We start from the raw sequence: 23,756 nt of genomic DNA, 5'->3' as shown, positions 1-23,756 counted from the left end.
GCCCGGGGCCGTAGGGGTCAGACCGGGTGGCCGATCAGCATTGCCGGCGCTCCCGCGACCCGGGTCAGGAAGACCGTCGCCGCGTTGCGTCCCTGCGGCTTGACCTTCTTGCGCAGTTCCTCCGGCTCCACGGCCGACCCACGCTTCTTCACGGTCAGGATGCCCACCTCGCGCTCCCGCAGCAGGGCCTTCAACTTCTTGACCCCGAAGGGGAGTCGGTCGGTGATCTCGTAGGCGGTGGCGTACGGGGTGACATGGTGCTCGTCGGCGGTGATGTAGGCGATCGTGGGGTCGATCAGCCCGCCTTCCAGGTCCCGCGCGACCTCGGCGACCAGATGGGCGCGGATGACGGCGCCGTCGGGCTCGTACAGGTACCGGCCGACCGGGCGGACCGGGGGATCGGGCAGCATCGTGTCGGGAGTGGCCCGGATGCCCGCCTCCGCGGGCAGCAGCATCGCGCGCCGCGCCCCCGGGGTGCCGTCCTCGCGGAACCACAGCACGGCCTCCTTCACATCGCCGCCGTCCGAGATCCACTCGGCCTCGGCGGCCGGGGGGATCGCCTCGTGCGGGATGCCGGGCGCGATCTTCAGCGCGCCCAGCGGGGCCTTCAGCGCGGCCGCCACGGCCCAGGACAGGGGCGGGGAGTAGGACTCCGGGTCGAAGATCCGGCCGCGCGCGGAGGAGCGCCGGGCCGGGTCGACGAACACGGCGTCGAACCCGGCGGTGTCCACCTCCGTCACGTCCGCCTCGCGCACCTCGATCAGCTCGGCGAGGCCCAGCGCGTCGGCGTTGGCGCGGGCGACCGCCGCCGTCAGCGGGTCGCGGTCGACGGCCAGCACCCGGATCCCGGCACGCGCCATCGCGATCGCGTCCCCGCCGATGCCGCAGCACAGGTCGGCGACCGACCGCACGCCGAGTGCCCGGAGGCATTCCGCCCGGTAGGCCGCCACGGACGTCCTGGTCGACTGCTCGACACCGTTCGGCGTGAAGAACATCCGCTCCGCGTCCGCCGCGCCGAACTTCGCCGCCGCGCGCTGCCGCAGCCGTGCCTGGGCGAGCGCCGCCGACACCAGGGGGGCCGGGTGGTCCCGGCGCAGCCGGGTCGCCACGGCCAGTTCCCGCGCCGGTTCGGTGTCGCGCACCTCGTCGAGGAGCGCGCGGCCCTCGGGGGTGAGCAGGGGGGCGAGGAAGGCGGCGGGGTCCAGGTCGTTCACCGGGCCATTGTCGGTCAGGGGGAGGGGGCGTGGGCCACTTGGTGGACGGTGGGGGCCGGACGGCGGTGTCGGGGCCGTGGAGCGGGGCCGTGCTGCGAGGATGCGGCGCCATGCGACTCGTACGACAAAATGATGTAAAGAGTGCGAAGCGGGCGCGTTTCTGGGGACGGGGACGGAGCGGCGTGTTCCGGGGCGGTGTCGCCGTGCTCGCCGCCGCGGTCATCGTGTCCGGGTGCGCCAGGGGAGACGGGGAGGACGTCGGACAGGGTGCGACCGGACGGGCGGGCACCACGGGGCCCGCCCATGGCCAGGAGCGCGGACAGCGGCCCCTCCAGGCGCCGGGCGCCCGCGCCCTCGACACGTACGCCGGGAAGCTGCGCCGGGCGCACGCCGCGCGGGTCGCCGCGGCGAAGCGCTGGGGACTGGCCGGGGTGCCCCTGCCCGCGCCGCCCCCTCCGGCCGAGAAGCCGGAACTCCGCACACGCGAGGGGTTCGAGGTCGACGGCCACGAGCGGGACGGACTCCCCCCGGTCCTCACCACCGTCCCCACCCGCGACAGGATCCTCTTCCTCACGATCGACGACGGCGCCGAGAAGGACCCCGCGTTCCTGCGGATGATGAGCGACCTGCGCGTCCCGTACACCGCCTTCCTCAGCGACTACCTGATCAAGGAGGACTACGGCTACTTCGCCCGGATGCGGGACCAGGGCGTGGTCCTCGGCAACCACACCCTCCACCACCGCCCTCTGCGCTCCCTCTCCCGCGCCGCCCAGGAACGCGAGATCTGCGGCATGCAGGACGTGATCGAGAAGCGCTACGGCGAGCGGCCCCGGCTCTTCCGGCCGCCGTACGGGAGCTACGACCGGGACACCCTGCGCGCCGCCGGGTCCTGTGGGATCGAGGTCGTCCCCCTCTGGAACGAGGAGGTCTTCGCCGACCGCTGGGAGCACCGCGAGGCGGACCGCCGGCTCCGCCCCGGCGACATCGTCCTGAGCCACTTCCGCGGCAGGTCCGACGGGAAGGGCACCATGCCCGACATGGTCCGCCGCTTCCTGGACCGGGCCACCGCCGAGGGCTACGCGGTGGCGAGGCTGGAGGACTACCTGTGACGGCCGGCGGGGCGCGCGGGCGTACGCCGGGCTCCCGCGCCCGCACCGCACCCGTCGCACTCGCCGCGCTGCTCGCCCTGGCCGCCCTGCTCCTCCCCGGGTGCGCGGCCGGTCCCGCCGCCCGGCCGGCCGCACCCGGGGCGGGCGCGACGGCGCACGACCCCCGCCCGGTCCCGGACACCCCCGGCGCGGAAGGCGGCGCCCGCGCTCCCGGACACAAGCACCCGCACCCCCACGCGCACCCCCACACGCCCGCGCACCCCCACACGCCCGCGTACCGCCGCTGGGGCCTCGCCGCCCCCCTCGCTCCCCCGCCCCGCGAGCCCGACCGGCCCTCCCGGCTCCGCGCGTCCGGCCCGGGGCTGCCGCCCGTCGTGGACCGCGTGCCGACCCGGGACAAGGTGGTCTTCCTGACGTACGACGACGGCGCGGAGAAGGACCCGAGATTCGTCGACATGGTGCGTGAGCTGCGGCTGCCGGTGAGCATGTTCCTGACGGACAGTGTCGTGGGGCCGGGGTACGGCCACTTCGCCCGGCTGCGGGCCGTCGGGGCGACCGTGCAGAACCACACCCTGGACCACACCGCCCTGCGCGGCCTGCCGTACGCGGGCCAGCGCGCCGAGATCTGCGGCCAGCAGCACAAGCTCAGGCAGCGCTTCGGCGCCCGGCCGACCCTGTTCCGCCCGCCCTACGGCCTCCACGACACCACCACGCTGCGCGCCGCCGCCGACTGCGGCATCGCGGCCGTCGTCCTGTGGCGCGCGTCCATGCAGATCCACGACCTCCGCTACGCCGTCGGCGACCGGCTGCGCCCCGGCGACATCGTCCTGGCCCAGTTCCGGGGCCCGGACCAGCTCAAGGGCGCCACCCTCACGCAGATGACGACGCGGCTGCTGCGCCGGATCCAGGAGCAGGGCCTCACCGTCGGCCGCCTGGAGGACTACCTCTGAGGCGGCGCCGCGGCGCCGGCAGGGCCCGCGGAACGACCCCCGGCGACCGCCCGCCGACCCGCCGCAACCCACTCGATTAGCAGTCCGCTTGACCGAGTGCTAATCACAGTCATAGTCTCAGGTCTGGCACTCCCCCCTGGAGAGTGCCAACCAGCGACGGGCAGGTCCGGCACCCGCGACGACGGATCCACCTGGTCGCCACCTCAGACAGTTAACCCCGTGAGATCTCCGAAGGGGGAGGTCGGATCGTGACGACCACCAGCTCCAAGGTTGCCATCAAGCCGCTCGAGGACCGCATCGTGGTCCAGCCGCTCGACGCCGAGCAGACCACCGCCTCTGGCCTGGTCATCCCGGACACCGCGAAGGAGAAGCCCCAGGAGGGCGTCATCCTCGCCGTCGGTCCGGGCCGCTTCGAGAACGGCGAGCGCCTGCCGCTCGACGTCAAGGTCGGCGACATCGTGCTGTACAGCAAGTACGGCGGCACCGAGGTGAAGTACAACGGCGAGGAGTACCTCGTCCTCTCGTCCCGCGACGTGCTCGCGGTCATCGAGAAGTAAGTCACCTCAAGCACATTCTGCTTGTGAGCTGCGCCCCGGGCCCCCGCCACCTTATGAAGCCGGGCGTCTGGGGCGCAGTTCGTTTCACCCACATTTTCCGAGAGGGCTGAACCGCTCCCATGGCGAAGATCCTGAAGTTCGACGAGGACGCCCGTCGCGCCCTCGAGCGCGGCGTCAACAAGCTGGCCGACACGGTCAAGGTGACGATCGGCCCCAAGGGCCGCAACGTCGTCATCGACAAGAAGTTCGGCGCCCCCACCATCACCAACGACGGCGTGACCATCGCCCGTGAGGTCGAGGTCGAGGACCCGTACGAGAACCTCGGTGCCCAGCTGGTGAAGGAGGTGGCGACCAAGACCAACGACATCGCGGGTGACGGCACCACCACCGCCACCGTGCTCGCCCAGGCGCTCGTGCGCGAGGGCCTGAAGAACGTCGCCGCGGGTGCCTCCCCGGCCGCCCTGAAGAAGGGCATCGACGCCGCGGTCAAGGCCGTGTCCGAGGAGCTCCTCGCGACCGCCCGCCCGATCGACGAGAAGTCGGACATCGCCGCCGTCGCCGGTCTCTCCGCCCAGGACCAGCAGGTCGGCGAGCTGATCGCCGAGGCCATGGACAAGGTCGGCAAGGACGGTGTCATCACCGTCGAGGAGTCCAACACCTTCGGTCTGGAGCTGGACTTCACCGAGGGCATGGCCTTCGACAAGGGCTACCTCTCCCCGTACTTCGTCACCGACCAGGAGCGTATGGAGGCCGTCCTCGACGACCCGTACATCCTCATCCACCAGGGCAAGATCGCGGCCATCGCCGACCTGCTGCCCCTGCTGGAGAAGGTCATCCAGGCCAACGCCTCGAAGCCGCTGCTGATCATCGCCGAGGACGTCGAGGGCGAGGCCCTGTCGACCCTGGTCGTGAACAAGATCCGCGGCACCTTCAACGCGGTCGCCGTCAAGGCCCCCGGCTTCGGCGACCGCCGCAAGGCGATGCTGCAGGACATGGCCACGCTGACCGGCGCCGAGGTCATCTCCGAGGAGGTCGGCCTCAAGCTCGACCAGGTCGGCCTGGACGTGCTCGGCTCCGCCCGCCGCGTCACCGTCACCAAGGACGACACCACGATCGTCGACGGCGCCGGTGACTCCGGTGCCGTGCAGGGCCGCGTCGCCCAGATCAAGGCCGAGATCGAGAACACGGACTCCGACTGGGACCGCGAGAAGCTCCAGGAGCGCCTCGCGAAGCTGGCCGGCGGCGTGTGCGTGATCAAGGTCGGCGCCGCCACCGAGGTGGAGCTGAAGGAGAAGAAGCACCGTCTGGAGGACGCCATCTCCGCGACCCGCGCCGCGGTCGAGGAGGGCATCGTCTCCGGTGGTGGCTCCGCGCTCGTCCACGCCGTGAAGGTCCTGGAGGGCAACCTCGGCAAGACCGGCGACGAGGCCACCGGTGTCGCCGTCGTCCGCAAGGCCGCCGTCGAGCCGCTGCGCTGGATCGCGGAGAACGCCGGCCTGGAGGGTTACGTCATCACCTCCAAGGTCGCCGAGCTGGACAAGGGCCAGGGCTTCAACGCCGCCACCGGCGAGTACGGCGACCTGGTGAAGTCCGGTGTCATCGACCCGGTCAAGGTCACCCGCTCCGCCCTGGAGAACGCCGCCTCCATCGCCTCCCTCCTCCTGACGACCGAGACCCTGGTCGTCGAGAAGAAGGAAGAGGAGCCGGCCGACGCGGGCCACGGCGGCCACGGCCACGCCCACTGACGTCCTCCGTCGGCAAGCCGTAGCGAAGGCCCGGCACCCCTCGGGGTGCCGGGCCTTCGCGCGTTCCACGCCGCCCACCGCTACCGGTACCGCCTACCGCTCCAGTGCGTCGAGCGCGCCCAGCTGCCCCATCAGCCCGAGCCGGTCGTACTCCCACCAGCCCTCGGCGATCTTCCCGTCCGACGAGAAGCGGTGGATCGTCGTGCCGGTCATGGTGGCCTCCCGTCCGGTGGCCGCCATCCCGAGGAAGTCGCCCCGGTGCGTGCCGTTCCACCTCCAGCGCGTGCACACCCGGTCCTCCTGGGCGATCTGGTCCCCGATCACGAACGAGAAGTCGAAGGCGGCCCGCCACATGCCGACCTCGCGCCTGACCGCGTCCATGCCGATGACGTCCTGCGGGTTGGCCGGATCGTGGTCGTGGTAGTCCTCGACCAACAGGTCGTCCAGTGGCGGCAGTTCACCCTCGGTTCCGATCGTCCCGAAGAACCTGCGTGCGGTGGCCGTGTACAACTGCTCGTCGCGCACCACGTCCAGATCGGTGAACGTGGGCATCTCGTCGCACAGCGCCACCATCTCCTGGAAGATCCGCTCCGTCTCCGGCAGCCCGGAGTTGCGCATCGCCTCCTCGTACGAGGGGAACTCCACGATCTCCACGAAGTGCGAGCCGTCCGAGCGGTCCTTCCCGATCACACTGTGTGTCGCGGTCCGCTTCCCCTTGGTCTGCTCCACCCAGGTGTCCATCAGCCGGTTCATCTCGTCGAACCGGCTGGTCCTGCAGTCGATGAGCTGCACGAATGTCATGACACACCGCCTCCGACCCCCCTGGGTCCGGATGAACAGCTCCATTGTCGCGCCGGGCCGCCGCCCCCACCCGCTGGACCGTTCGGGGGACGGCTACTGCGGCCCGTACTTGCGTCCCGTCTTCGAGCTGATCCCGCCCAGCATCCCCCGCGGCACCACCTTCACCACACCCATCAGGGCCTTGTAGCGCGGGTCGGGGACGGAGACCGTCCGGCCCCGGGACAGGTCGGCGAGGGCGGCGGTGACCAGCTTGTCGGCGTCGAGCCACATCCAGGACGGGATGCTGTCGGTGCCCATGCCGGCCCGGTCGTGGAACTCGGTGCGCACGAACCCCGGGCACAGCGCCATCAGCCGCACCCCGGTCCCGGCCAGGTCGCGCGCGGCCCCCTGGGTGAACTGCACGACCCACGCCTTCGACGCCCCGTAGGTGCCCCGCGGTACGAACGCGGCGACCGAGGCCACGTTCACCACTCCGCCCCGGCCGCGCTCGCGCATGGACTCGCAGGCCGCCGAGGTGAGACGCAGGACCGCCTCGCAGTGGACCTTGAGCATGCGCAGCTCGTCGGCCATGGAGACGTCGAGATAGCGGCCCTTGTTGCCGAAGCCGGCGTTGTTGATCAGCAGGTCGACGGGGTTCCTGCGGTCCGACAGGCGCCGCGCCACCGACTCGATGCCGTCGTCCGTCGCCAGGTCCGCCGTCAGCACCTCCGCCTCGACGCCGTGCCGGTCGTGCAGTTCGGTCGCCTGCTCCCGCAGCCGCTTGGTGTCACGCGCCACCAGCACCAGGTTGTGCCCGTCCGCCGCCAGGCGCCGCGCGAAGGCGGCACCGATCCCCGCGGTCGATCCCGTAATCAGAGCCGTTGTCATGGCGCAAGCGTAGTGACCGGAACCGTACGGTCCCCGCCCCCTCCACCGCACGTCCGGCGGCGGTTTCGCCCGTCTTCCGCGGAACATCCGCACCGGCGGGGCGCCTTCACGGACACCGCGCGGCCCGCCGGCCCGTCACTCCTGCCGCGCCGCGTGCTTCCGCGCCCTCTCCAGCAGCTCGGGATGGAGCGCCTCGCCCGCCGCCAACAGCCGTGGCAGCAGGTCGTGTTCGCCCATCGTGGCCCGGAAGGCGAGGTTCACGGTGACGTCGTGGGAGGGCCGGTGGACGATCTCGACGGGGTCCCCCGCACGGATCTCACCGGGCCGGATCACCCGCAGATACGCGCCGGGCGCGCCCTGCCGCGTGAAGCGCTTGACCCACCCCCGCTCGCCGAGATGACGCTGGAAGTTCAGACAGGGGACACGGCCGCACGTGATCTCCAGCACCAGCTCGGGGCCGATCCGCCAGCGTTCGCCGACGAGGGCGCCGGAGATGTCGAGGCCCGCGGTGGTGAGGTTCTCGCCGAAGGCCCCGCAGGGCAGGGTGCGGCCCAGTTCGCGCTCCCAGGCGTCCAGGTCCTCGCGGGCGAACGCGTACACGGCCTGGTCGTCACCGCCGTGATGCTCGGTGTTGCACACCGCGTCCCCGGCCACCCCGCTGGCGCCGACCCCCTTGGGTCCGGGCGCCGCCACCCGCACCGGTCCGTCCACCGGGCGCTTGTCGATGCCGGTGACGCGCTTCGACTCCTCCGGTACGTCGACGGCCCTGGGCCGCCCCACATTCAGCGACAGAATCCTCATACGGGCACGGTAGGCGGCCGGGAGTCAAAGCGTCGACGCGATATTCGGCGCCCCGCCCAAGCCGCGCTTATGCTCGACCGCGTGATCGAGGCCCGTCATCTCCGCGTCCTGCGCGCCGTCGCCGCCACCGGCTCCTTCTCGGCGGCCGGACGCGCGCTCGGCTGCACCCAGCCCGCCGTCAGCCAGCAGATGAAGGCGCTCGAATCCTCCGTCGGCACCCCGCTGCTCGTGCGCACCGGCCGCGAGACGCGGCTGACCCAGGCCGGCGAGGCCCTGGTGCGGCACGCGGCCGGCATCCTCGCCGGGCTCACGGCGGCCGAGGAGGAGGTCGCCGCCATCGCCGGGCTGCGCGCCGGCCGGGTCCGCCTGGTCTCCTTCCCCAGCGGCAGCTCCACCCTGGTGCCCACCGCCCTGGCGGCCCTGCGCGCCGCCCACCCCGGCACCCGGGTGTCCCTGGAGGAGGCCGAGCCGCCGCGCTCGGTCGAGATGCTCCGCGAGGGCGACTGCGACATCGCGCTCGCGTTCCGCTACGAGGGGGCGCCGGGCGCGGAGGAAGGGGAGTGGGCCGACCTGGTCGTCCGGCCCCTGCTCACGGACCGGCTCGTCGGGCTCGTCCCGCAGGGGCACCGGCTGGCCCGTACGGCGTCCATCGGCATCGGGGAACTCGCCGGGGAGCCCTGGATCGCCGGCTGCCCGCGCTGCCGGGGGCAGCTGGTGCGGGTCTGCGAGAGCGCGGGCTTCACGCCCCGTATCGACTTCGCGACCGACGACTACCCGGCGGTGGTCGGTCTGGTGGGCGCGGGCCTCGGGGTCGCCGTCCTGCCGGAGCTGGCGATCGAGTCCGTGCGCCCCAAGGGTGTGCGGATGGTGACGGTCGAGCCGGTGGTGCGCCGGGAGATCGTGGCGCTGACCCTGCCGGACCTGGCCCAGGTGCCCACGGTCGCGGCGACGCTGGACCGACTGGCCGGAGCGGCCGCGCGCTAGCGCCGGGCGGAGGCGCCGGACGGCTCGGGGCCGTCGAAGACTTAAAGAAACGTTCCTTCAGTCGTTCAGTCGTTTGATTCGCTATCGCCCCCCGGCGCGGACGCGGACGCCGTCACCAGCCGGTGGCGCGCCCTGCCCATGAGTTCCTCGCGCTCGTCCTCGGTCAGCCCGCCCCACACGCCGTACGGCTCACGCACCGCGAGGGCGTGGGCCGCGCACTGGGCGCGGACCGGGCATCGCATGCAGACCTCCTTGGCCGAGTTCTCACGAGCGCTCCGCGCCGCACCGCGTTCTCCTTCGGGGTGGAAGAAGAGCGAGCTGTCGACCCCGCGGCAGGCCGCGAGGAGCTGCCAGTCCCACAGGTCAGCGTTCGGTCCGGGAAGGCGGGAGAAATCTGCCATTACGTGTCCCCTTGTTGCCGTTATGGGCGGAGATGTTGCCCATGACCGTACATCGACTATCTAAGGAGATGAAAATATGACTCATTGCGAATCTAGCCTCAGACACCAACAAATGGGAAGAAAAACGGCTGAATGGGGCATAGGTTGTGGTGAAAGATTGAGGGTCCGTTGTGCATGTCTGCACCGTGTGCGCGCCCTCACGTAGAGTGCCGAAGGTAGCCGGCCATCCCGTAACTCTTTCGAGTGACCGTCGTTGAGACGGGCGGAGGCGGTTGAAGGAACAAGCGCTCGGGCAGGCGTTCGTGTCCGCTCGTGAGTGTCGACCGCACAGGTGACGATTTCGTACCAGCCTGGAGGCTCAAGGTGACGCGCATCAGCTGCGGAGGGCGGCCATGACATCCGTCCTCGTCTGCGACGACTCCCCGCTCGCCCGAGAGGCGCTGCGCCGCGCGGTGGCCACTGTGCCCGGCGTCGAGCGCGTGACCACGGCGGCCAACGGCGAGGAAGTCCTCCGCCGCTGGGGGGCCGACCGCTCGGATCTGATTCTGATGGACGTACGCATGCCCGGACTGGGCGGCGTCGAGACCGTACGGCGGCTGCTGTCCGCCGACCCCGGGGCGCGCATCATCATGCTCACCGTCGCCGAGGACCTGGACGGGGTGGCCCTCGCGGTCGCCGCCGGCGCACGGGGCTATCTGCACAAGGACGCCTCCCGCGCGGAGCTGCGCGCCACGGTGACCCAGGCCCTCGCCGACCCGACCTGGCGGCTCGCCCCGCGCCGGCTGCGCTCCGCCGAGATGGGCGCCGCGCCCACGCTCACCGCGCGTGAGATCCAGGTGCTGGAGGGCATGAGCCACGGCCGCTCCAACGCGGAGATCGGCCGAGAGCTGTTCCTCTCCGAGGACACCGTCAAGACCCACGCCCGGCGCCTGTTCAAGAAGCTCGGCGCCTCGGACCGCGCGCACGCGGTGGCGCTCGGCTTCCGCTGGGGCCTGGTTCGCTAGGTGAGCCACGACGGGGGTCCGGGATTCCCCGCCTGCCGCGAGGCGGGCGGGGGTGCTTACCGCGAGGTGGGCGCGGTGGTGAGCGGGGTCGTGCGGAGGCCCGCTGCTCGTTTCGCCGCGGATGCCGCATCCTTGAGGTGTGGAGCTTCTCGGGGAGCAGTCGAACGAGCGGGAGGGGAGGGCGCAGGAGATGGATTCCGGCGCACCTGCTCATAACGCTTCGGTGCACAACCATGGACGTGGCGCCACGGACCGGACGGCCGCAAGGCACCATGGACCGATGCGCGACGACGAGACGACAGCGATCGGTGCGCTCGTGCATCGCGCGGTCGACGGGGACGAGCAGGCCACGCACGATCTGCTCGCCCATGTCCACCCCTTGGCGCTGCGCTACTGCCGGACCCGTCTGTCCCGGCTCCCGGGCGACGCGCGGCACTTCGTGGAGGACCTGGCGCAGGAGGTCTGCGTCGCCGTCCTTCTCGCGCTGCCGCGCTACAAGGACACCGGCAGGCCGTTCGAGGCGTTCGTCTTCGCCATCGCCGGCCACAAGGTCGCCGACCTCCAGCGCGCCGCGATGCGCCACCCCGGATCGACGGCCGTCCCCTCGGACGAGATGCCCGAGCGTCCCGACGACTCACTCGGCCCCGAGGAGCGCGCCCTGCTCAGCAGCGACGCCGAGTGGGCCAAGAAACTCCTGGCCAACCTCCCCGAGAACCAGCGGGAACTGCTCCTGCTGAGGATCGCGGTGGGGCTCACCGCCGAGGAGACCGGGCAGATGCTGGGCATGTCACCGGGCGCGGTCCGGGTGGCCCAGCACCGCGCCCTCAGCAGGCTCCGGGCGCTCGCCGAGCAGTAGCCGTACGGGCTTCCGGACGCCTTCGCGTGAACACGGGAGGTGTGGATTCCGTACGAACATACGAAGCCCGGTATCACTTCGTACCGTGGAATGTGTGCCCCGCGCTTCCCGTTAGCATGGACATCCGCACCGATCAAGGCCATTTGGGGAAGGTGTCATGACTGCCAACGTCGACGGAGTGCCCGAAAAATTCGCGACCCTCGGGCTCACCTACGACGACGTGCTGCTGCTGCCGGGCGCATCCGAGGTGCTCCCCAACGCGGTCGACACCTCGTCCTGCATCTCCCGCAACGTCCGTGTCAACATCCCGCTGCTCTCGGCGGCGATGGACAAGGTCACCGAGTCCCGCATGGCGATCGCGATGGCCCGCCAGGGCGGCGTCGGCGTGCTGCACCGCAACCTGTCCGTCGAGGACCAGGTCAACCAGGTCGACCTCGTGAAGCGCTCCGAGTCCGGCATGGTCACCGACCCGATCACCGTGCACCCGGACGCCACGCTCGCCGAGGCCGACGCCCTGTGCGCCAAGTTCCGCATCAGCGGCGTCCCGGTGACCGACGGCAACAAGAAGCTCCTGGGCATCGTCACCAACCGCGACATGGCCTTCGAGACCGACCGCTCCCGCCAGGTGCGCGAGGTCATGACCCCGATGCCGCTGGTCACGGGCCAGGTCGGCATCTCCGGCGCGGACGCCATGGAGCTGCTGCGCCGTCACAAGATCGAGAAGCTGCCCCTGGTCGACGACGCGGGCATCCTCAAGGGCCTCATCACGGTCAAGGACTTCGTCAAGGCCGAGCAGTACCCGAACGCCGCCAAGGACTCCGAGGGCCGGCTGATCGTCGGCGCCGCCGTGGGCGCCAGCCCCGAGGCGCTGGAGCGGGCCCAGGCCCTGGCCGAGGCCGGCGTGGACTTCCTCGTCGTCGACACCTCGCACGGCCACAACAGCAACGCCCTGAGCTGGATGTCGAAGATCAAGTCGAGCGTCCCCGTCGACGTGATCGGCGGCAACGTCGCCACCCGCGACGGCGCCCAGGCGCTGATCGACGCCGGTGTCGACGGCATCAAGGTCGGCGTGGGCCCCGGCTCGATCTGTACGACCCGGGTGGTCGCCGGTATCGGCGTCCCGCAGGTCACCGCCATCTACGAGGCGTCCCTCGCCGCCCGCGCGGCCGGCGTCCCGCTCATCGGCGACGGCGGCCTGCAGTACTCCGGCGACATCGGCAAGGCGCTGGCCGCCGGCGCCGACACGGTCATGCTGGGCAGCCTCCTCGCCGGCTGCGAGGAGTCGCCCGGTGAGCTGCAGTTCATCAACGGCAAGCAGTTCAAGTCGTACCGCGGCATGGGCTCGCTGGGCGCCATGCAGTCCCGCGGCCAGGGCCGGTCGTACTCGAAGGACCGCTACTTCCAGGCCGAGGTGGCCGCCGACGACAAGCTCGTGCCCGAGGGCATCGAGGGCCAGGTGCCCTACCGCGGCCCCCTGGCCAACGTGCTGCACCAGCTCGTCGGCGGACTGCGCCAGACCATGGGGTACGTGGGCGCGGCCACCATCGAGGAGATGGAGACCAAGGGCCGCTTCGTCCGGATCACCTCCGCGGGCCTCAAGGAGAGCCACCCGCACGACATCCAGATGACGGTCGAGGCGCCGAACTACAGCCGTAAGTAACAGCCGCAGGCAGTCGGCACACTGCTCCAGGGCGGTTCCGGGCACTCCGGAACCGCCCTCGGCGTGCCCGTCGGCGATACTGGTAGACGCTGAACGCATCAGGGAAAGGCCACAGACGTGACTGAGATCGAGATCGGGCGCGGCAAGCGCGGCCGCCGGGCGTACGCCTTCGACGACATCGCCGTCGTCCCCAGCCGCCGTACGCGGGACCCGAAGGAGGTCTCGATCGCCTGGCAGATCGACGCCTACCGCTTCGAGCTGCCGTTCCTGGCCGCCCCCATGGACTCGGTCGTCTCCCCGGCCACCGCCATCCGCATCGGCGAGCTGGGCGGCCTCGGCGTCCTGAACCTCGAAGGGCTCTGGACGCGGTACGAGGACCCGCAGCCGCTGCTCGACGAGGTCACCGGCCTGCCCGACGAGGCCGCGACCCGCCGCCTCCAGGAGATCTACGCCGCCCCCATCAAGGAGGAGCTGATCGGGCAGCGCATCAAGGAGGTCCGCGACTCGGGTGTCGTGACCGCCGCCGCGCTCTCCCCGCAGCGCACCGCCCAGTTCTCCAAGGCCGTCGTGGACGCGGGCGTCGACATCTTCGTCATCCGCGGCACGACCGTGTCCGCGGAGCACGTCTCCGGCTCGCACGAGCCGCTGAACCTGAAGCAGTTCATCTACGAGCTGGACGTCCCCGTGATCGTCGGCGGCTGCGCCACCTACACGGCAGCCCTGCACCTGATGCGCACCGGCGCGGCCGGCGTCCTCGTCGGCTTCGGCGGCGGCGCCGCGCACACCACGCGCAACGTGCTCGGCATCCGGGTCCCGATGGCCACGGCGGTCGCCGACGTCGCCGCCGCCCGCCGGGACTACATGGACGAGTCCGGCGGCCGGTACGTGCACGTCATCGCCGACGGCGGTGTCGGCTGGTCCGGCGACATCCCCAAGGCGATCGCCTGCGGCGCCGACGCGGTGATGATGGGCTCCCCGCTGGCCCGCGCCACGGACGCGCCGGGCAAGGGCAACCACTGGGGCATGGAGGCGGTGAACGAGGAACTGCCGCGCGGCAAGAAGGTCGACCTCGGCACCGTCGGCACGATCGAGGAGGTCCTCACCGGACCCTCCCACACGCCCGACGGCTCCATGAACCTCTTCGGCGCGCTGCGCCGGGCGATGGCCACGACTGGGTACAGCGAGCTGAAGGAGTTCCAGCGGGTCGAGGTGACGGTCGCGGACTCGCAGCACATGCGGTGACGTGTCGCCGCGCTCGGCTTGAGCGGGGCTCTTGGGGCTCGGTCGCCTTCGGGTGACCGGGCCCTTTTGTGTGCCCAAGTGGGGTGGCGGGGGCGTGAGTTGTGGGGTGGGGGCGCGTGGGGGTGTTGGGGACGAATGTGGGCCGAATGGGCGTAGCCGGGCGATAGCGTTCCTGTCTGGCGCCCCAGTTCTGCTGGGAGCCCCCTTCCAAGGACCTGGTCCGGACCCCGCCCTCGGGGCCCGGCCCGATTCCGACGGACCGTCCACCGGGCTGATGGGCGGTGTCGTGGAAGGGGGCGCCCATGGGACGTCACCGCAAGCCCACCCGCTGGGACCGATTCCGTCTTCGGATGGTGCAGTGCCGGAGGAGGTGGATCTTGCGGATTTTCGGATGGTGAGCGGCCGCCCCCACGCGGAATAGGGGCGGACACTCCGTGAACCATCCAGGAGCCTGCCGCAGTAGCCGCTGCGGTGGGCTCCACCTTGTTGGTGAGATGGTGAGCGGCCGCCCCCGCACGAACTAGGGGCGGACACTCCGTGAACCATCCAGGAGCCTGCCGCAGAAGCCACTGCGGTGGGCTTCACCTGTTTTCGTACGGTACCGGGGTGGGGCTGTGTCTGCCACCAGCCCCGGAGGCCGGGGCCGTGTCGTGCGCCCCCTCTCACAACCTGTGCGCCGCCCCCGTGGGCGTGGCCCCCCGGGTGTCCAGCAGGAGTTGTGCCTTCACCGACAGGCCCTGGAGGTCGTAGGTGCGGTGCTGCTGGAGGAGGATCGTCAGGTCGGCGTCGGCGGTGGCCTCGTAGAGGGAGTCGGCGCGGGGGATGGGGCGGTCGAGGACGCTCCAGGTGGGGACGTGCGGGTCGTGGTAGCTGACGTGGGCGCCGAGTTCGATGAGGCGGCGGGCGATCTCGTCGGCGGGGGTGCCCTGTTGGTCGGGGACGTCGGGCTTGTAGGTGACCCCCAGGAGGAGGACGCGGGCGCCCCGGGCCGACTTGCCGTGCTCGTTGAGGAGGGTCGCGGCGCGCTGGACGACGTACTGGGGCATGCGGTGGTTGACGCGCTGGGCCAGCTCGACCATGCGCAGCGAGCGGGGGGCGTGGCCCGCGAGGTCCTGGGGGAGGGCGTGGCCGCCGACGCCGGGGCCGGGGCGGAACGCCTGGAAGCCGAAGGGCTTGGTCTCGGCGCAGCGGATGACGTCCCAGAGGTCGACGTTCAGGTCGTGGCAGAGCGCGGCCATCTCGTTGACCAGGGCGATGTTGACGTGGCGGTAGTTGGTCTCCAGGAGGTGGACCGTCTCCGCCTCGCGCAGCCCCCGCGCGCGTACCACCTTGTCGGTGAGGCGGCCGTAGAAGGCGGCGGCCGACTCCGTGCAGGCGGGGGTGAGGCCGCCGATCACCTTGGGGGTGTTGGCGGGGCCGAAGGCGCGGTTGCCGGGGTCGACGCGGGGCGGGGAGTAGGCGAGGTGGAAGTCGCGGCCCGCGCGGAGTCCGGAGCCCTCTTCGAGCAGGGGGCGCAGCAGGTCCCCGGTGGTGCCCGGCGGGACCGGGGACTCCAGGATGACCGTGGTGTGCGGGCGCAGCCGCGCGGCCAGCGTGCGGGCGGCCTCCTCGACCTGTGTGAGGTCGGGCGAGCCGTCGGCGCCGGGAGGGGTGGGCGCGCAGATGACCGCCGTACGCACCCGGCCGAGTTCGGCGGGGCTGGTGGTGGGCTTGAAGCCGCGGGCGAGCATGCGGCGCAGTTCGCCGGGGGTGAGGGAGCCGGAGTCGGGGCCGGTGCGGTAACCGAGCGTGGCGATGCCGGCGGCGACGGCGGCCTGGGCCAGCGGCAGCCCCAACTGGCCGAGTCCGATGACGGCGAGATCTGCGGGCATGGCGTGGGCCGTCCTTCCCAATAACCGAAGCGGGACAGACGCGCAAGCCCTGTGGACTGGACGAGCGAGCGCAATGTCACACTAGGCGTAAATATGACCGATATGCGGGATTGGGGGGTTGTTTTTCTGTGCGCGTCCCGCGGAGTTATCCACAGGCTGCGGGCGGGTGGTGGCCGAAGTCGGGCGAGAAGGTCAGAATTTTGGGCAGGGGGACATGAGCGGGTCCCGTCCGACGGGCGGGTACCGGCGGGGCCGGCGCGACCGACAGCAGGAGGCAGCGGTGAGGACAGCGGCACTGGGACCGGCGCAGCGCGCCGAGTCACTGGCGGGTATGGCCGAGCGCGAGCTGGACGTGCTGGTGGTGGGTGGTGGCGTGGTCGGTGCGGGCACGGCCCTGGACGCCGTGACCCGCGGTCTGTCCACGGGCCTGGTCGAGGCGCGTGACTGGGCGTCGGGCACGTCCAGCCGGTCCAGCAAACTGATCCACGGCGGTCTGCGCTATCTGGAGATGCTCGACTTCGCCCTCGTGCGCGAGGCGTTGAAGGAGCGCGGGCTGCTCCTGGAGCGGCTGGCGCCGCATCTGGTGAAGCCCGTGCCGTTCCTCTACCCCTTGCAGCACAAGGGCTGGGAGCGGTGGTACGCGGGCTCGGGCGTCGCTCTGTACGACGGGATGTCCATGGCGCGCGGGCACGGCCGGGGACTGCCGGTCCACCGCCATCTGACCCGCGCCCACGCCCTGCGCGTCGCCCCCTGCCTGAAGAAGGACGCGCTCGTCGGGGCCCTGCAGTACTACGACGCCCAGATGGACGACGCCCGCTATGTGGCCACCCTGGTGCGCACGGCCGCGTCGTACGGGGCGAAGGTCGCCAACCGCGCGCGGGTGACCGGCTTCCTGCGGGAGGGCGAGCGGGTGGTCGGGGCCCGGGTGCAGGACGTCGAGGCCGGCGGGGAGTACGAGATCCGCGCCCGGCAGGTCGTGAACGCCACCGGGGTGTGGACCGATGACACCCAGGCGATGGTCGGCGAGCGGGGCCAGTTCCACGTACGCGCCTCCAAGGGCATCCATCTGGTCGTACCCAAGGACCGGATCCACTCCACGACCGGTCTGATCCTGCGCACCGAGAAGTCCGTGCTGTTCGTGATCCCCTGGGGGCGGCACTGGATCGTGGGGACGACCGACACCGACTGGGACCTCGACAAGGCGCACCCGGCGGCCTCCAGCGCGGACATCGACTATCTGCTGGAGCATGTGAACTCGGTCCTGGCCGTGCCGCTGAGCCGCGACGACGTGCAAGGGGTCTACGCCGGACTGCGGCCCCTGCTCGCCGGGGAGTCGGACGCCACGAGCAAGCTCTCGCGGGAGCACATCGTGGCGCACCCGGTGCCCGGGCTGGTGGTCGTGGCCGGCGGCAAGTACACGACGTACCGGGTCATGGCCAAGGACGCGGTGGACGCGGCCGTGCACGGGCTGGACCAGCGGGTCGCGGAGTGTGTCACCGAGGACGTGCCGCTGCTGGGGGCGGAGGGGTACCGGGCGCTGTGGAACGCGCGGGCGCGGATCGCGGCGAGCACGGGGCTGCACGTGGTGCGGGTGGAGCATCTGCTGAACCGGTACGGCTCGGCGGCCGAGGAGGTGCTCGACCTGATCGCCTCCGACCCGTCGATGGGGGAGCCGTTGCACGCGGCCGACGACTATCTGCGGGCCGAGGTGGTGTACGCGGCCTCGCACGAGGGCGCCCGGCATCTCGACGACGTGCTCACCCGCAGGACGCGGATCTCCATCGAGACGTTCGACCGCGGGACGCGCAGCGCGCGGGAGGCCGCGGAGCTGATGGCGCCGGTGCTCGGCTGGGACAAGGACCAGATCGAGCGCGAGGTGCAGCACTACGAGAAGAGGGTCGAGGCGGAGCGGGAGTCACAGCGTCAGCCGGACGATCTGACCGCGGACGCGGCCCGGTTGGGGGCGCCGGACATCGTGCCGCTGTAGCCGGGAGCGCCCCGGTCCGCCGGGTGTCGGCGGGTGGTGTCCGTCCTCCACCCGCCCTCGCCCGTCCCCCACCTGTGTCTCTCCCGGCCCTTCTCGGCCGCCGCCGTGGCGGGTTGAGGGGGCCCAGGGCGTGGGGCGGTTGGCGGGTGGGTGACAATGGAGGCTCTGTCAGGGCGGGTTGCATGAGGGGACGCATGTCGGAGGCGGAGCGGGCTGGGGATTCCCGTCAGGACAAGGACGCACGTCTCCTCGCCGGGCGGTACCGGCTGGGAGGGGTGCTCGGTCGCGGCGGCATGGGCACGGTGTGGCGTGCCGAGGACGAGACGTTGGGCCGTACGGTCGCCGTCAAGGAGCTGAGGTTCCCGTCGAGCATCGACGCGGACGAGAAACGGCGCCTGATCACGCGCACCCTGCGCGAGGCCAAGGCGATCGCACGGATCCGCAACAACGCCGCGGTGACGGTCTTCGACGTCGTGCACGAGGACGACCGTCCGTGGATCGTGATGGAACTCGTCGAGGGCAAGTCGCTGGCCGAGGCCATCCGCGAGGACGGCGTGCTGGAACCGAAACGGGCCGCCGAGGTGGGGCTCGCCATCCTCGACGTGCTGCGCGCCGCGCACCGCGAGGGCATCCTGCACCGGGACGTGAAGCCGTCCAACGTGCTCATCGACAAGCACGACGGCCGGGTCGTCCTCACCGACTTCGGCATCGCCCAGGTCGAGGGCGACCCCTCCATCACCTCGACCGGCATGCTCGTGGGCGCGCCCTCGTACATCTCGCCGGAGCGCGCCCGCGGTCACAAGCCGGGGCCCGCGGCCGACCTGTGGTCGCTCGGCGGTCTGCTCTACGCGGCGGTCGAGGGGGTGCCGCCCTACGACAAGGGGTCGGCCATAGCGACCCTGACCGCGGTGATGACCGAGCCGGTGCCGGAGCCGAAGCGCGCCGGCCCCCTCAGGGACGTCATCTTCGGTCTGCTGACCAAGGATCCCGAGCGGCGGCTCGACGACGCCGGGGCGCGGGCGATGCTCAACACCGTGATCCACGCGCCCGAACCGAAGGACGTCGATCCGGTGGACGCGACCCGGGTCGTGCCGCTGCCGCCGGTGCCGGAGGAGCGCCCGAAGAAGCGCGGTTCCGGTGGCACGGGGGCCAAGGAGAGCGGCGGCGAGCGGCCGCGTGCGCCTCGGTGGTCGATGCGCAAGGGCGCGGCCGGGGCGGCGGCCGCCGGGGCCGGTGCCGGTGTGGCGCGGGGTGCCGGCGGCGGGGCCTCCGGCGGTGCGCCCGCCGGGCCTTCCGGCAAGGCCCCCGGCGGGGCGAACAGCGCGTCCGCGTCCTCGGCGGCCGTGACGACGCGGTCCGCCTCGGTCGGGCTGGCCTCGGGCACCGGTGCCGCGAAGGCCGGCGGCGCCGCGGGGCAGACCCCGAACGCGTCGGCGCCCGGGGTTCCGGGACCGCGTGCGGCGGGCGCCGCTGACAGCGCGGGGGCGGGGAACGCCGGTGCGCCGAAGCGGAGTTCCGGGTGGCCGCAGGTGCCGCCGCCGGACCTGCCGCCGCGGCCGGTGCCGCGCGCTCCGATCACGGACGTGGTGTCGCGGCGGACCCTGGCCGCCATCGCCGTTGCCGTGGTCCTGGTCGTCCTCGGAACGGTCCTGGTGCTCACCCGGGGCAACGACGACAGTTCCGACAACAGCAAGGGCGCCGACACCAAGGCGGCCGCGTCCCGCGGGGCGGCGTCGGGGAGCGACGCCGGCAGCAAGGGCGCGGACGACGACAAGGACGGCTCGGACGGCTCGGACGGCAAGGAGGGGGACAAGGGAAAGGACCAGGGGTCCGATCCCAGCCCGGACGGTGAGACGACGGACGAGGCCGGTGGTCCCGGCGGCAGCTCGCCGAGCCCCACGGGCGGGTCCGACGGCTCCGTGAGCGGTGACGGCTCCGGCTCGGGGACCCTCAAGACCGAGACGTACAAGAGCGGTCAGGGCTTCTCGATCGGGCTGCCCGACGGATGGACGTACGGGTCGACGGACGCCGCCGGTGCCCGCTTCTCCGGTCCCGAGGGCCAGCGGCTGCTCGTCGGCTGGACGACCACGCCGAAGAAAGACCCGGTCGCGGACTGGCGGAACCAGGAGCAGTACATGGTCCGCTCGCAGTACAAGCGGATCCGAATAGAGGCGGTGGACTACCGGGGCTGGAACGCGGCCGACTGGGAGTTCACCTACGTGGAGAGCGGGACGAAGTACCGGTCGATCGACCGCGGCTTCGTCGTCGACTCCCGGCAGGGCTACGCGCTGATGTACACCGCGAAGGCGTCCAAGTGGAGCGGAGAGCTGCGCAAGGACACATGGCGGACCTTCACGAAGACGTTCAAGCCGAAGTCGTGAGGTGCCGGGCGCCCGTTCGTGACGGGGTGAGGGCGCACCGTCCGTGACGGCGTGCGCCCGGGGCGCGCATCGGTCAGTGGTGTGCGCCGGTTCGTGCGGGGCCGTGTCCGTGTGCGGTTTCGTGCCTCGGTTCCGGGGGTCGCAGGGGGCGTGCGGGGGCGCGGGGCGGGGCGGCCCCCGCGATGTGAGCGCGGGCTTCGGTACTTGTGCCCGCCGGGTGAGTTCGGGGGCGGGCCTTCCGGGGAAGATCGGATGCGTTCGAGCACATTCGAGACGAACGAGATATCGCATCGAGTCAATGTGAGTTGCCTCCGGCACGTATCGTGAAGGGCTGCGGACCGTACGCATCAAGAGCGGAACGGGCCACAAGGCGAACGGAATTGACCAAGCGGGCGGTCGGGGGAGGGTGTCGTGGACGAATACGCGGGGCGAGTGCTCGCCGACCGCTATCGCCTGCCGCTGCCGCCCTCCGACGAGTACGAACTCGCCCCGGAGCTGCGCGCCTTCGACACCTACAGCGGTCAGGAGGTCCTGGTCCGGCAGGTGCCGCTGCCCGAGGTCGTCGAGGCGGAGATGCTCGACGCGGACGGGCTGCCCGAAGGCTATGTGGCGCGGGACGGCTCAGGCCACCGGGGAGCGGGGCGCACCGCACGCGGCTCCGCGGACCCCGCCGTACGCCGGGCCGTCGAGGCGGCGCAGGCCGCCGCGCAGATCCCCGACCATCCGCGGCTCGACCAGGTCTTCGACGTGTTCGCCGAGGGCGGCTCGCTGTGGATAGTGAGCGAACTGGTGCCCGCCCGTACCCTCGCGGCGCTGCTCGCCGAACAGCCGCTGACCCCGTACCGGGCGGCCGAGGTCGCCTCCGACGTGCTCACCGCGCTGCGGGCACTGCACGCCCACGGCTGGGTCCACCGGAACATCACCGCCCGTACGGTGCTGGTCTGCGACGACGGCCGGGTGATGCTGACCGGGCTGGCCGTCGGGGCGGCGGAAGAGGCGCTGTGCGGCTACGACCCGGTGCCCGCACGGGAGTTCGAGGACCGGCCACCCGGGGCACCCGGCGGCGGCGCGGTCGTGCCTGCCGTGGGGCCCGGCGGAGGACAGGCCGCGCGGCGTGACCCCGTACCGCCCGGTGGTCTCCCCGCCGCACGCGGGGCGGCGCCCGGGCGCACCGGCGGGAGCACGTTCGGCGCCGGGGACGCGGGCGAGGACCCCGAGGCCGCGCGGCGGGCGGCGATAGAGGCACGGGCGGGACGGACGACGGCCCCGGGCGCGGACCCCTCCGGGGGGCAGCGCGCGCTGGAGGCCGGCGGGGACGCCCGGGCGGCGAGGGCGGGCGCGATCGCCGCGTACCGGGCGGGCGCGCGCGCCGCCGCCCGGGTGCAGGACGACCAGCGGGGCGGACCGGGCACCGGGCTGCCCGCGCAGCGGCCGGCACCGCGGGACACCCCGGCGACGGGACCGGGCCGGGGCGGTGACCCCGCCTCCGGCGAGGGGACGCGCCCGGTGCCGCTCGGCCAGATCGCCGACCCCTACGGTGTCCTCGCGGGCGGCGGCGCCACCAGCGCCTGGCACGGTGCGGCACCCCGCGGCGGGACGACCGCGTCCGCCGCCGGCGGCCGGGGCGTCCCGGCGTCCGGGAACGCCTCGCCGTACCCCGCCGATCCGCTCGGCGACGCCCCGGCGGGCGGCGGCCGGGCCGACGGCGCCTACGACGACGGCGACACCGGCGCACACCGGCTCCCGGGACACGGACACGGGGTGCTCCAGGATTCCCGGCGCGGGCCCGCGACCGCGCTCGCCGCCGAACGGGCGCGGCAGGCACGGATGGCCGTGATCGGGCCGGTCACGGAACGGTGGGCGCCGGAGCAGGCCGGGCCGGTGCACGAGAACTGGCAGCTGGCGGCGCCGATCGGGCCCTCGACGGATCTGTGGGCGCTCGGCGCACTGCTGTTCCGGGCCGTGCAGGGACACGCGCCGTACCCGGAGGAGAACACCGCCGAGCTGGTGCAGCTGGTGTGCGCCGAGCCGCCCGCGTTCGCCGAGGAGTGCGGGCCGCTGCGCCCGGTCGTGGAGTCCCTGCTGCGCCAGGACCCCACCGAGCGGCTGGACTTCGAGGAACTGCGCGGCTGGCTGCGCTCCCTGGTGCGGTCGGCACCCGAACCCGAGGCCGGTACCCATGTCGTACCGGCGCCGCCCGTGGACGCGAGCCGGCTGCCGATCGTACGGCGACGCGGTGAACTCGTGCGCAGGCGCCGGGCCGGGCTGCCCGCGACCAGCGCGCACGCCCGCCACAAGCGCACCCGGGAGAAGCCCCCGCGGCCGCGCTCACTGGGCCGGAACCTGCTCCTGCTGATCCTGCTCGCGCTGGTCGCGGCGGTCACGTACGCCGTGGTGTTCATGCCGAAGGCCGCGCCGAGCGACGTGCGCGGTGACACGGGCAACCGGACGGACGGCGCCGGGCAGCACAGCCCGTCGCCCACGGCGAGCGACGCGCCCGGCTCCGACCAGAACGCCAACTCGCCCGACGGCGGGGAGAAGGACCACGACGAGGCGAGCCCGTCGCAGTCGTCCGGTTCGACGCAGACGCAGACCGGTGATCCCGAGGTCGCCCAGGGCTTCACCCTGCGCAAGGACCCCGAGGGGTTCCAGGTGGCCGTGGCCACCGGCTGGGACCGCGGTGCCAAGAACGGTCGCGGTCAGATCGTGTACTCCCGGGGCGACTTCGAGCTGATCCTCGTCCCCGGGCGGGACAGCAGGGCGACGTACGGCGGCGATCCGCTGAAGTACCAGCGGGAGGGCGAGCGCGAGTTGCAGCCCTTCCGCGACTCGTCCTGGGCCACGTCCACCGGGATGCGGCAGGTCGAGGTGGGCGGGGTGAGCTCGGCCGAGGGGCAGTTCACCTGGCAGGACTCCGAGGGACGCGGCGTCTACGTACGGAACCTCGCGATCCTCCTCGACGGCCGGTACCACGTCGTCCAGGTGCGCGGGCCGGAGGCGGAACGGGACGAGGTCACCCGGCTGTACGAGCAGGCGGCGGCCACGTACAAGGTGACCGGCTAGCGGCTAGCGGCTTGCGGCCTGTGGCTAGTGGCTAGTGGCTCGCGGAGAGCCGGACATGGCCGACGGCTGCTTCGGGAAGGGCGCGCGAGGGCGTCGGCGGGGCCAACGGGCGTGCGGGTGGACGGGCTTCGGAAGGTTGCGTTCCGGCCGTGGAAGCGAGAACCGTCACAGTGCTGTCTCCGTGCGGCCCGGCCGGTTCCCCGGGGCGCGAGCCGCTCCCTAATGTGACCCTGTCAAGAACATTGCGGGGCAACGTGAATCAG

18 protein-coding genes are annotated in these 23,756 nt (G+C 72.3%); 12 read left to right on the top strand and 6 right to left on the bottom strand.

Going from position 1 to position 23,756, the window contains the following annotated elements; all coding sequences use genetic code 11:
• Positions 1-17: 17 nt before the first annotated feature.
• Positions 18-1,214 (bottom strand): class I SAM-dependent methyltransferase, encoded by a 1,197-nt coding sequence (locus tag PYR72_RS19500; protein WP_275456530.1) that lies wholly within the window; start codon positions 1,212-1,214, stop codon positions 18-20.
• Positions 1,215-1,396: 182 nt separating this feature from the next.
• Between PYR72_RS19500 and PYR72_RS19495 the strand changes: the two genes are divergently transcribed.
• The 4 genes from PYR72_RS19495 (at position 1,397) to groL (ending at position 5,575) form a co-directional block, all read left to right on the top strand.
• A complete protein-coding gene (locus PYR72_RS19495; protein WP_275456529.1) occupies positions 1,397-2,323 on the top strand; it encodes a polysaccharide deacetylase family protein in 927 nt (308 codons plus the stop codon).
• Entirely contained in the window at positions 2,320-3,273 is a 954-nt protein-coding gene (locus PYR72_RS19490) for a polysaccharide deacetylase family protein (protein ID WP_275456528.1), read from the top strand. The genes PYR72_RS19495 and PYR72_RS19490 overlap by 4 nt, the downstream gene beginning before the upstream one ends.
• A 248-nt stretch (positions 3,274-3,521) precedes the next feature.
• Complete coding sequence (gene groES, locus PYR72_RS19485; RefSeq protein WP_013001368.1) at positions 3,522-3,830, top strand: co-chaperone GroES; 309 nt, start codon at positions 3,522-3,524, stop codon at positions 3,828-3,830.
• A gap of 119 nt (positions 3,831-3,949) precedes the next feature.
• Positions 3,950-5,575 (top strand): chaperonin GroEL, encoded by a 1,626-nt coding sequence (groL, locus tag PYR72_RS19480; RefSeq protein ID WP_275456527.1) that lies wholly within the window; start codon positions 3,950-3,952, stop codon positions 5,573-5,575.
• A gap of 93 nt (positions 5,576-5,668) precedes the next feature.
• Here groL and PYR72_RS19475 read toward each other — a convergent pair whose 3' ends face one another.
• From PYR72_RS19475 to PYR72_RS19465, 3 genes are all read right to left on the bottom strand, one after another.
• Positions 5,669-6,376: an ester cyclase gene (locus tag PYR72_RS19475; RefSeq protein ID WP_275456526.1), complete on the bottom strand. Its 708-nt coding sequence runs from the start codon at positions 6,374-6,376 to the stop codon at positions 5,669-5,671.
• Between the two features lie 93 nt (positions 6,377-6,469).
• Complete coding sequence (locus PYR72_RS19470; RefSeq protein ID WP_275456525.1) at positions 6,470-7,243, bottom strand: SDR family oxidoreductase; 774 nt, start codon at positions 7,241-7,243, stop codon at positions 6,470-6,472.
• Between the two features lie 135 nt (positions 7,244-7,378).
• Positions 7,379-8,044 (bottom strand): MOSC domain-containing protein, encoded by a 666-nt coding sequence (locus PYR72_RS19465; protein WP_275456524.1) that lies wholly within the window; start codon positions 8,042-8,044, stop codon positions 7,379-7,381.
• Between the two features lie 81 nt (positions 8,045-8,125).
• Here PYR72_RS19465 and PYR72_RS19460 point away from each other — a divergent pair, with 81 nt between their 5' ends.
• Complete coding sequence (locus PYR72_RS19460; RefSeq protein WP_275456523.1) at positions 8,126-9,028, top strand: LysR family transcriptional regulator; 903 nt, start codon at positions 8,126-8,128, stop codon at positions 9,026-9,028.
• Positions 9,029-9,093: 65 nt separating this feature from the next.
• Here the strand turns inward: PYR72_RS19460 and PYR72_RS19455 are convergent, their stop codons facing one another.
• Positions 9,094-9,429, bottom strand: coding sequence for a WhiB family transcriptional regulator (locus PYR72_RS19455; protein WP_275456522.1), 336 nt, complete (start codon positions 9,427-9,429; stop codon positions 9,094-9,096).
• A 392-nt stretch (positions 9,430-9,821) separates the two neighbouring features.
• Between PYR72_RS19455 and PYR72_RS19450 the strand changes: the two genes are divergently transcribed.
• The 4 genes from PYR72_RS19450 to PYR72_RS19435 all read left to right on the top strand — a co-directional run bounded on the left by PYR72_RS19450 (position 9,822) and on the right by PYR72_RS19435 (position 14,191).
• Positions 9,822-10,433, top strand: coding sequence for a response regulator transcription factor (locus PYR72_RS19450; RefSeq protein WP_003948568.1), 612 nt, complete (start codon positions 9,822-9,824; stop codon positions 10,431-10,433).
• A gap of 280 nt (positions 10,434-10,713) precedes the next feature.
• Positions 10,714-11,289, top strand: coding sequence for a sigma-70 family RNA polymerase sigma factor (locus tag PYR72_RS19445; protein WP_013001361.1), 576 nt, complete (start codon positions 10,714-10,716; stop codon positions 11,287-11,289).
• 157 nt (positions 11,290-11,446) lie between these two features.
• Positions 11,447-12,949 carry an IMP dehydrogenase gene (gene guaB, locus PYR72_RS19440; protein ID WP_275456521.1) on the top strand — a complete coding sequence of 501 codons (1,503 nt, stop codon included), beginning with the start codon at positions 11,447-11,449 and terminating at the stop codon, positions 12,947-12,949.
• A gap of 117 nt (positions 12,950-13,066) precedes the next feature.
• Positions 13,067-14,191, top strand: coding sequence for a GuaB3 family IMP dehydrogenase-related protein (locus PYR72_RS19435; protein WP_013001359.1), 1,125 nt, complete (start codon positions 13,067-13,069; stop codon positions 14,189-14,191).
• 662 nt (positions 14,192-14,853) lie between these two features.
• Here the strand turns inward: PYR72_RS19435 and PYR72_RS19430 are convergent.
• Positions 14,854-16,062: a nucleotide sugar dehydrogenase gene (locus PYR72_RS19430; RefSeq protein WP_275456520.1), complete on the bottom strand. Its 1,209-nt coding sequence runs from the start codon at positions 16,060-16,062 to the stop codon at positions 14,854-14,856.
• A gap of 280 nt (positions 16,063-16,342) precedes the next feature.
• On the opposite strand from PYR72_RS19430, the gene PYR72_RS19425 reads away from it, so the two are divergent.
• From PYR72_RS19425 to PYR72_RS19415, 3 genes are all read left to right on the top strand, one after another.
• Positions 16,343-18,049, top strand: coding sequence for a glycerol-3-phosphate dehydrogenase/oxidase (locus PYR72_RS19425; RefSeq protein ID WP_275456519.1), 1,707 nt, complete (start codon positions 16,343-16,345; stop codon positions 18,047-18,049).
• Positions 18,050-18,243: 194 nt separating this feature from the next.
• Positions 18,244-20,430, top strand: coding sequence for a serine/threonine-protein kinase (locus PYR72_RS19420; RefSeq protein WP_275460459.1), 2,187 nt, complete (start codon positions 18,244-18,246; stop codon positions 20,428-20,430).
• Between the two features lie 411 nt (positions 20,431-20,841).
• The gene (locus tag PYR72_RS19415; protein ID WP_275456518.1) at positions 20,842-23,493 is read left to right on the top strand and encodes a protein kinase; all 2,652 of its coding nucleotides are present in this window, start codon (positions 20,842-20,844) and stop codon (positions 23,491-23,493) included.
• Positions 23,494-23,756 lie beyond the last annotated feature (263 nt).

The organism is Streptomyces sp. VNUA24, from assembly GCF_029167005.1.
Lineage (GTDB): Bacteria > Actinomycetota > Actinomycetes > Streptomycetales > Streptomycetaceae > Streptomyces > Streptomyces scabiei.
Note: the sequence above shows the minus strand (reverse complement) of the source record. Positions and strands in the feature narration are given on the sequence as shown.